The organism is Chroococcidiopsis sp. CCALA 051 (assembly GCF_003015105.1).
In the GTDB taxonomy this organism is placed as follows: Bacteria; Cyanobacteriota; Cyanobacteriia; order Cyanobacteriales; family Chroococcidiopsidaceae; genus Chroococcidiopsis; species Chroococcidiopsis thermalis.
In genome coordinates this window covers 1-8589 of the sequence record NZ_PYCI01000206.1, presented here as the reverse complement: position 1 = coordinate 8589, position 8589 = coordinate 1, and the positions used below count along the sequence as shown (strand labels likewise).

The 8589-nt window shown below is 40.1% G+C and carries 4 protein-coding genes and 1 pseudogene; 4 read left to right on the top strand and 1 reads right to left on the bottom strand.

Annotation, left to right across the window (positions count from 1 at the left end):
- The coding region (locus C7Y66_RS29180; RefSeq protein WP_146149906.1) for an SGNH/GDSL hydrolase family protein at window positions 1–587 on the top strand (587 nt) is incomplete at its 5' end.
- Between the two features lie 99 nt (window positions 588–686).
- The gene (locus C7Y66_RS29175; RefSeq protein ID WP_106548221.1) at window positions 687–1733 is read left to right on the top strand and encodes a M42 family metallopeptidase; all 1047 of its coding nucleotides are present in this window, start codon (window positions 687–689) and stop codon (window positions 1731–1733) included.
- A 57-nt stretch (window positions 1734–1790) separates the two neighbouring features.
- On the opposite strand, the gene C7Y66_RS29170 is transcribed toward C7Y66_RS29175, so the two are convergent.
- The gene (locus C7Y66_RS29170) at window positions 1791–7709 is read right to left on the bottom strand and encodes an EAL domain-containing protein (protein WP_106548220.1); all 5919 of its coding nucleotides are present in this window, start codon (window positions 7707–7709) and stop codon (window positions 1791–1793) included.
- Between the two features lie 241 nt (window positions 7710–7950).
- On the opposite strand from C7Y66_RS29170, the gene C7Y66_RS29165 reads away from it, so the two are divergent.
- Window positions 7951–8262 (top strand): urease subunit beta, encoded by a 312-nt coding sequence (locus C7Y66_RS29165; protein ID WP_106548219.1) that lies wholly within the window; start codon window positions 7951–7953, stop codon window positions 8260–8262.
- Window positions 8263–8357: 95 nt separating this feature from the next.
- Window positions 8358–8589 (top strand): annotated as a pseudogene (gene ureC / locus C7Y66_RS29160) (urease subunit alpha); the annotation flags it as partial.

The window sequence follows — 8589 nt, the reverse complement described above, 5'->3', positions numbered from 1 at the left end:
ATGTTATATGGGTGGGAGCAAATGACTATTTAGGAGGTGGAGTCACCGATCCGTTCGTACCAGTTAACAATATTACATCAGCAGTAAGTACTCTCGCAGAGCGCGGGGCAAGACATATTTTAGTAGTAAATTTACCAGATTTGGGGCGCATTCCCGCTACTAGGAATAATCAAGAAATTGCTAACACCCTGAATGCTTTGACTCAATTTCATAACACTGGCTTGGCAGCAACTTTGCAAGTCTTGGATAAGAGAACCAATACTAATATTGTCTCAGTGGACGTGAATTCTCTATTCAGACGTGCGATCGCCAATCCATCTGAGTTTGGGCTTACCAACGTTACCGATACTTGCTTGACTCAAACAAGCGTATGCAGCAATCCTAACGAATATCTCTTCTGGGACAATTTGCACCCCACAACTGGAGTCCATGCATTAGTAGGAGAATTAGCTTTATCTAGCCTCAAATCTGCATCTACTGCTAAATCATCTTCTGAATCATCAACTGCTGGATTAAACGCATTCATGTTGGCTACCCTTGGTACTGCGGCAGGGACTACGGTATCGCTATACAAGAACAAGAGATGAGGAACAATTATCGAAGATCGATGGAGTCAATCGCTCAGCCCTTGTTACTGTAGAGGCATTGCAGACAACATCTCTACACCTCATTCTCATTAATCCTTCGTGTCTAACTACGATCGCCTATTTACCACTATCGAAGAATTAGTCATGCATCACTCTCCCAGTGGAGTCGAGGCAGAGATTAATCAATTCTTGCTCGAACGCTTCTCTGCCTTGGGGGTAGAAGTGTGGTTGGATCGTGCCGATAATATGATTGCCAAAATTCCTGGGCGAGATCCTCAAGGTGCGATCGCGATTACTGCCCACAAAGATGAAATTGGCGCAATTGTCAAGAGTGTGGGCGATGATGGGTGCGTAGAAGTTAGAAAACTAGGCGGTGCTTTCCCTTGGGTATATGGCGAAGGAGTCGTGGATCTGCTGGGAGACAACGAAACTATTAGCGGCATTCTCAGCTTTGGTTCTCGCCACGTTTCCCACGAGTCGCCCCAAAAAGTGCAGCAGGAAGATACGCCTGTAAGATGGGAAGATGCCTGGATTGAAACTATGCTTACTCCTGAAGAACTCGCAGATGCAGGAGTTCGTGCGGGTACGCGGATGGCGATCGGCAAGCATCGCAAGCGCCCGATCCGATTAAAAGACCATATTGCCAGCTACACTTTAGATAACAAAGCTTCCGTCGCGATCTTGCTGGCTTTAGCTGAGAGAATTAAACAACCAGCAGTAGATATCTATTTGGTAGCTTCGGCAAAAGAAGAAGTGGGAGCAATTGGGGCGCTTTATTTCACGCAGCAGCAACGCTTGGATGGATTAATCGCCTTAGAAATCTGCCCTCTCTCTTCAGAATATCCAATTCAGTCTGGGGAAGCGCCCGTAATTTTAGCCCAAGATGGTTATGGAATTTACGATGAAGGTTTGAACCAACAACTGCGTCATGCAGCAGAAGCAAAGAATGTTCCCTTGCAGTTAGCAACCCTCAGCGGGTTTGGCAGCGACGCTTCAATCGCCATGAAATTCGGACACGTTGCGCGTGCTGCGTGTTTGGCATTTCCAACCCAAAACACTCACGGATATGAGATTGCTCATTTAGGAGCGATCGCTAACTGTATTGAAATTCTCCAATGTTTTTGTGAAACACAATTTGATAGTTAGTCATTTGTCATTTGTCATTAGTTATTTGTCATTTGTGAGTAACTAGTACTTTTTTACTTACCAATTACCAATTACCAACCATCTTTCCGCTTGCTGATTGTCTACAGGCTGAGAAAATAAATATCCTTGCCCTAAATCGCAGCCAAGTTGTTGTAGTTTTTCTAACTGCAATTGGGTTTCTATGCCTTCTGCTACTGCATCTATGCCCAAACTGCGTGCTAGTGTAACGATTGTCTGGACGATTGCGGTGTGACGACTAGATTCGAGATGGTTGACAAAAGAGCGATCGATTTTCAGCGTATCAATGGGTAGATCGTGCAGGCGACTTAGAGAAGAATAACCCGTACCGAAATCATCGATACACAGTTGAACTCCTAAAGCTTGAAGACGTTCTAGTAACTGTGGGGCTAAGTCTGCTGTTTCTAACAAGCAGCTTTCGGTAATTTCAAGTTTCAAACATTCTCCTGGCAGTTGAGTTGTCTGTAAAATTTGCTCGATCCGTTCGGCTGCATCTGTTTGTTTGAGTTGTTGCACTGACAAATTAACGTTGACTGCAAGGCTATGATATTTAGGAAATCGTTCGCGCCAAGTTTGTAATTGCAAACAGGCTTGCTGCAATACCCACCAACCCAAAGAATCGATCAATCCAGTTTCTTCTGCAACTGGAATGAATTCTGTTGGTGCGATCCAACCTTGCTGGGGATGATCCCAGCGGATCAAAGCTTCAAATCCAGTCAGACAGCCGCTAGAAAGTTGAATAATTGGTTGGTAATGTAAAGATAATTCTTGTTGGGCGATCGCCCGTCGTAAATCGCTTTCTAATTGCAAACGGGCGATCGCGCGGGCTTGCATTGCGGGGGCAAAGATTTGATATCGTCCTTTATGTTGCTCTTTAGCATGATACATGGCTGCATCCGCATCTCTGAGAACATCACTTGCTCGTTCGTAATTCATCGTGCTGAACGTGATGCCAATACTCGCGCTGGTAAAAACTTCATATTCCAGCAGTCGATACGGTTGTTTTAAGCGTGCTTGAATTCTGTCTGCTACCACAGTTGCTTCTTCAAGATCGCGAATGTTTTCTAGTAGAATTACAAATTCATCGCCTCCGAGTCGCGCTACTGTATCTGAGGCACGTAAAGTAAGTTTTAACCTGCTAGCAACACTTTTAATTAACTCATCTCCTACCAAATGCCCTAAACTATCATTCACAACTTTAAAACGGTCTAGGTCGATAAACAGTAAAGCATAGAGATAATCTGGATAGCGTTTGTGCATTTCGATCGCTTGTTCTAAACGCTCGATCAACCAAGCACGATTGGGTAAATCGGTGAGGGGATCGTGAAAGGCATCATGCAGTAGTTGTTCTTGAACTTGTACGAGACTATCTTGAGCGATTTGCAGTTCTTTTAATGATTTTTCTAATTGACTAGCTTTTTCTCGTTCTTTCAGTTCCGATCGCTGTAAGTCTTGGTACAGTTGGGCATTTTTTAAGGAAATTGCCGCTTGAGAACAGAGCAATCGCAAAATTTCTAAGCGATCGCTCGTAAATGCACCTGTGGCAAGATTATTTTCTAAATAGAAAATGCCTACGAGTTGATTTTGATTCAAAATAGGGGCGCACAATACTGATTTGGGTTTATGCGATTGAACGTAAGGATCGCGGGCAAAATTGTAACTATCAATAGTGTTTTGTAGCACGACATCAAGTTTATGCTCGGCTACATAGTTAATTAAAGAAATTGGTAGCAGATCGCTTGTCACTGCCATAGGAAATGAGAGCGTTTGCTCAGATGATGCGACAGATATAGCTGCTTCTATAACTAGCTTTCGATCTCGAATCAATAATAAAAAGCCTAACTCCGCGCCTGCATTCTCGATTGCAGTTTGCATTATTTTATGAATTAAGTCCTGAAAAACAATTTCGCCAGAAACGATTTGTGCGGCTTTAATGAATGTATTTAAATCGAGTAAGCGATCGGATGTATGAATATTAATGTTATGGCTTGCAGTGAATTTATGAGACTGATTTGCCAAAGTAAATAATAATCGAGCATATTTGGTATCTAAAGCCTTTACTTTAGCTATTGCACCCCAGACTAGATAACAAGATCTAGCATTTAAAAGATGAATGCGAGCAATCGTGTCTTTACCTAATTCTAAATAAAATTTGGCTGCTAGTTCGTTTGCTAATGCTTCTTCTTGCAAATATGTATGTTTTTGAGCTAAAGCAATGGCGCGATCGTAGTCATCTATGGCTCGCACAAAATCGCCAAGAACTCGATGACTCTCGGCTTCTACTAAATAATACTTATGTAAATGATTCATGGGCGCAGAATCTGCCCATTTTCGCATTTGCCTTTGATTCATCTTGACAAGTTTTAAAATACGCTTTTTTTGCCAAATTGAAGTAGAGCTATATGTGGATATTAAAGTTAAAGAATGATAAAAATTAAAAATAGGTAAAGATAGAGAAGCAATAACACCATCTATATATTTTTTTGCTTGCAACGCATTTTCAGTAGCGCGATCGTATGCCTCGAATAGGTAATTGAGTGTAAGTTTCTGACAATACAAGTGAAATAAAGCAGTTTTATGATTCACTGCTAATAGTAATGACAGCATCTTGTTTTCGTCGTAGTACTTGCCACTAAAAAAACACGGATTTTCTGTTGTCCCCAACAAGTTTGCCACAGATTGTCTATAGAGTTGTAATAAATGCGAGGCTGTCTCTTGTTTGAGGCGATCGCTTGCTTGTAAATATGTTTCCATTTCTTGGGCGAGTGCTGTCAATTCCTTGCCGACAAAATAGGAATGGTAGCAGTAAATAAACCCGCAATAGGCAGCAAATTCAATGTCGCCAGTATCTAATCCACTTTGATAAGCTTCTATGAGGGATGGTAAGCCTTCTCTAACATGTTCCTTCCAGTGTCGAATAAAATTATTAAACACCATGAAGGTTCTAGCTTTTAATTCCTTTGCCTGAAACTTTTCTAATAGGTCTAAAGCAAGTTTACCAAATTGATAGCCAGCATCAATATTTCCCAATACGCCACATAACATCACTCCATAACTGGCATAACCATAAGCAGACATTGCTGTGTTGCCATATTTGAGTGATAGATTGACTCCAGCAAATGCTAATAAGGGAGCGAATTGTGGCGCAGCATTGTATGTAGGCGAACCTGCAATTCCCATAATTTTCATCGCTGCTAATGTGTGGGGATTGCTCATAGGTGGCAAATTAATTATTGCCTCAATGTGTTTATGACATAAGCTAAATTTGGTAGCGATCGCCGCTAGTAAAATCTTAAATTTACTCGCTCTGTGAGGTAAATTAACTCCTAAAAGCCGCAAGGCGTATATTGCTATGCTGACAGCTGCAAGTGGTTTTCCTTGGGCAACATGAGCGAGAATTTTAATTTCATAGACTTTAACTTTATCTAATAAATTTTTTGCTTGTTGTAGTACGATATCTATATAATTTTCTGTTGAGGTAAATTTGCCACACAAATATGCTGCTGCCGCTGCTTCTAAAAATAAAGCAAGTGAAAGCTCGTATTGTCGTTGCCAGCTTTTTTCCTCAATAAGTTTGATACCCAAACTTGCGTAACTTAATGCTGACTCATAGGCAATGGATTCTTTAGCTTTTTTGGCAGCAGTTAAGTTTAGTGCTGCTAATTCATCTTTTTCAGTTTGGTTCTGTAACAAAGGGATACTAAAATTCAGATGATTGACAATATCAAAAATTTTTTCTTCTTGCTTGTCTGTTAGAGTATTTTGTAGTAGGGTTCGACCAACTATTTGATGCAAAGTTTGTTTTTTATCTTCTGGAATCAACGAGTAGGCGGCTTGTTGAATGCGATCGTGAGCGAATTTATATCTTACTGTTAATATTCGTGTTAGAGAAATACCTAACTCAATTGCCGTGCGATCGTTACCAATAGGGATAATTAAACTAGCAGCGATCGCTGGTTGTAGAAGTGCCACTATGACTTCAGCAGGTTTTGTCATACAGCCAACTAAAGTAGATAACTCAAACGAACTACCAATACATGCTGCTAGTTTTAAAATTTGTTGTGTATTGTTATCGAGCTTTTGAATTTTCTTAACGAGAAGCTCGGTAAGATTATTATGAGTTGCTTGAGCTAGTTGAATTTCTGTTAAATTCCAGTACCAAATTTGTCTCGCTCGTTCAAATTTTAATAAGTCTTCTGCTTCTAAATAAGCGATAAACTCACTAATAAAAAATGGATTGCCGCGAGTTGTCTCTAAAATCAGTTTTGCTAAAGGTTCTGTCACCTTACGATCGCACTTAAGAGTTTCCAAAAGTAGTTGATTAATCTGAGATATATTAAGAGGTGTTAAAGAGATATAATGAATTGTGACTCCAAATTTGGTTAACTCTTCTAAACTCAAGCTGAGAGGATGAAAAACATTAACTTCATTGTCTCGATATGCCCCAATCAAAAATAAATACTGCTTTCCTTCCGCGACTAAAATCTGAATTAATTGTAGAGTAGCTCTATCTACCCATTGAAGATCGTCTAAAAAAATTATGAGTGGATGTTCTGCCTGGGCAAATACTTGAATCAACTTTTGAAATACTAATTTAAACCGATGCTCTGCTGTTGTTGGATTTAAAGTTGCGATCGCTGAGTGTTGACCTAAAAGCAATGATAAATCGGGAACAACATCGATCAGAACGCCGATATTCTCTCCGCAAGTAGTGAGAATGCAATCTCGCCACTTTGCTAATCGATCTGAGTCTTCTAATAAGAGTTGACGAACTAATTCTTGCAGTGCTTTAATTAAGCCAAAATAAGGAATATGCCGCTGATATTGTTCGTATTTTCCTTGAACAAAATATCCTTTTTTTTGAGTAAATAATTTAAAAGTTTCCTGTACGAGAGATGATTTGCCAATTCCAGCATATCCACGAACTAAGACTAATTCGGGTTTGAATTGGTAATTGGTAATTGGTATCTCTTGTCCTCCTTGTCTTCTTTGTCCTGCTTCACAGACTCTCCCAAAAGCCGCTAATAGAATCTCAATCTCTCGTTCTCTACCGTAAAGCTTTTGGGGAATTTGTAGTTTGGCGGAAATGTCTTCTTTGCCTAATTCAAATTCTGTAATAGTATGATTATTCTCTAATTGCTGCCAACATTTTTTTAAGTCTGCTCTGATTCCCCAGGCACTTTGGTAACGTGCTTCAGCGGTTTTTGCCAATAGTTTTATAACAATTTGTGAAAGAGCTAGAGGGATACTAGGATCGATTTGGTGGGGCGGAATTGGCTGCTTAGCAAGGTGACAATGAATGAGTTCTAAAGGATCGTCAGTATCAAATGGTAGTTGGTGGGTGAGTAATTGATAGAAAGTTGCTCCTAAAGAATAAAAATCTGTTCGATAATCAACATTGCGGTTCATTCTGCCAGTTTGTTCTGGAGATATGTAATTCAGAGTTCCTTCTAAAATACTAGGATGACCAAAATTAGGAGTTTCTTTAGATAAAACAGTTGCAACTCCAAAGTCAGTAATTTTGAGTTGCTTGGTAGCAGAATTAAAAACTATGTTAGCCGGACTAATATCTTTATGAATTATATTTGCTGCATGAATTTTGCATAAACTCTCTACTATGAGAATAGCAATTTCAAGAAAATTCTTGAGACTAATATTTTTAGCTTTACTGAGGATTTCTAAAGACTCACCACCAAAATCTTCTAAAGTAATTAATACAGTGTTGTGAAAATTTTCTAAACTGTAAGCTTTTACGACTCCAGATAAATTTAAAGAATGGGCGATCTCATATTCTTGCTTGTACCGAATCAGCTCTTCTAAGCTAGGTTGATCTGCTTTTAAAATTTTCAGAATAATTGGTTGACGATCGCGGATTCGCCACGCTCGATAAACCACCGAACGATCGCTTTCGTAAATTTTATTAATAATCTCATAGCCAGAAATAGCGATCGTACTCACTTTTGGTTAACCAAGTGTATTTTCAATAACATAGAAAAAAATTGCTATGGGCAATTTTTTGAAGTAAGTTCATAATGAACTTCAAACAAGTTTGCACTAATTAACATTTTGTGCATAAGATTTGGTGGCTAGCAATAGTTGACACCAAACCGATTATATTTTGGCGTGCGAAAGCGCTCGGTGTCAGCGATCGCTACAATGTTTTTATTTCATCAGCAAATAGCAAGACGAGGAATAGGCAATGATTCCAGGTGAAACGATCGTCCAGTCAGGGGAAATTGAATTAAATGCAGGTCGTCCCACAACTGTTTTACGAGTAGCAAATACAGGCGATCGCCCGATCCAAGTTGGTTCTCATTATCATTTTTTTGAAGTCAATCCTGCCTTAGAATTCGAGCGAGAACGGGCAAAAGGGATGCGCTTAGATATTCCCGCAGGTACGGCTGTCCGGTTTGAACCAGGAGACGAACGGGAAGTTACCATTATCCCCTTAGCTGGAACTAGACATGTCTATGGCTTCAACAGTAGTGTCAATGGGGCGCTAGACGGATAGTTTTCGTGGAATTTGTGAAACTTATATAAATTTTTTCTCTAGATTTTCCTTATCTATGTGGTTCAATCTCTTATAGACTCTGACAAGGAATATCTATGAGCTATCGCATGGATCGCCGTGCCTACGCCGAAACCTTCGGTCCCACAACAGGCGATCGCATCCGTCTCGCCGATACAGAATTATTTATCGAAGTCGAACGAGACTTTACCACCTACGGTGATGAAGTCAAGTTTGGTGGTGGTAAAGTCATCCGCGATGGGATGGGACAATCTCCCATTGCTAATGCTGATGGTGCTGTCGATTTAGTCATTACCAACGCTTTAATCC

What these genes read in the sequence shown, in the direction of transcription:
- C7Y66_RS29165 (WP_106548219.1), top strand. Translation starts at nt 7,951, where the DNA reads ATGATTCCAGGTGAAACGATCGTCCAGTCAGGGGAAATTGAATTAAAT.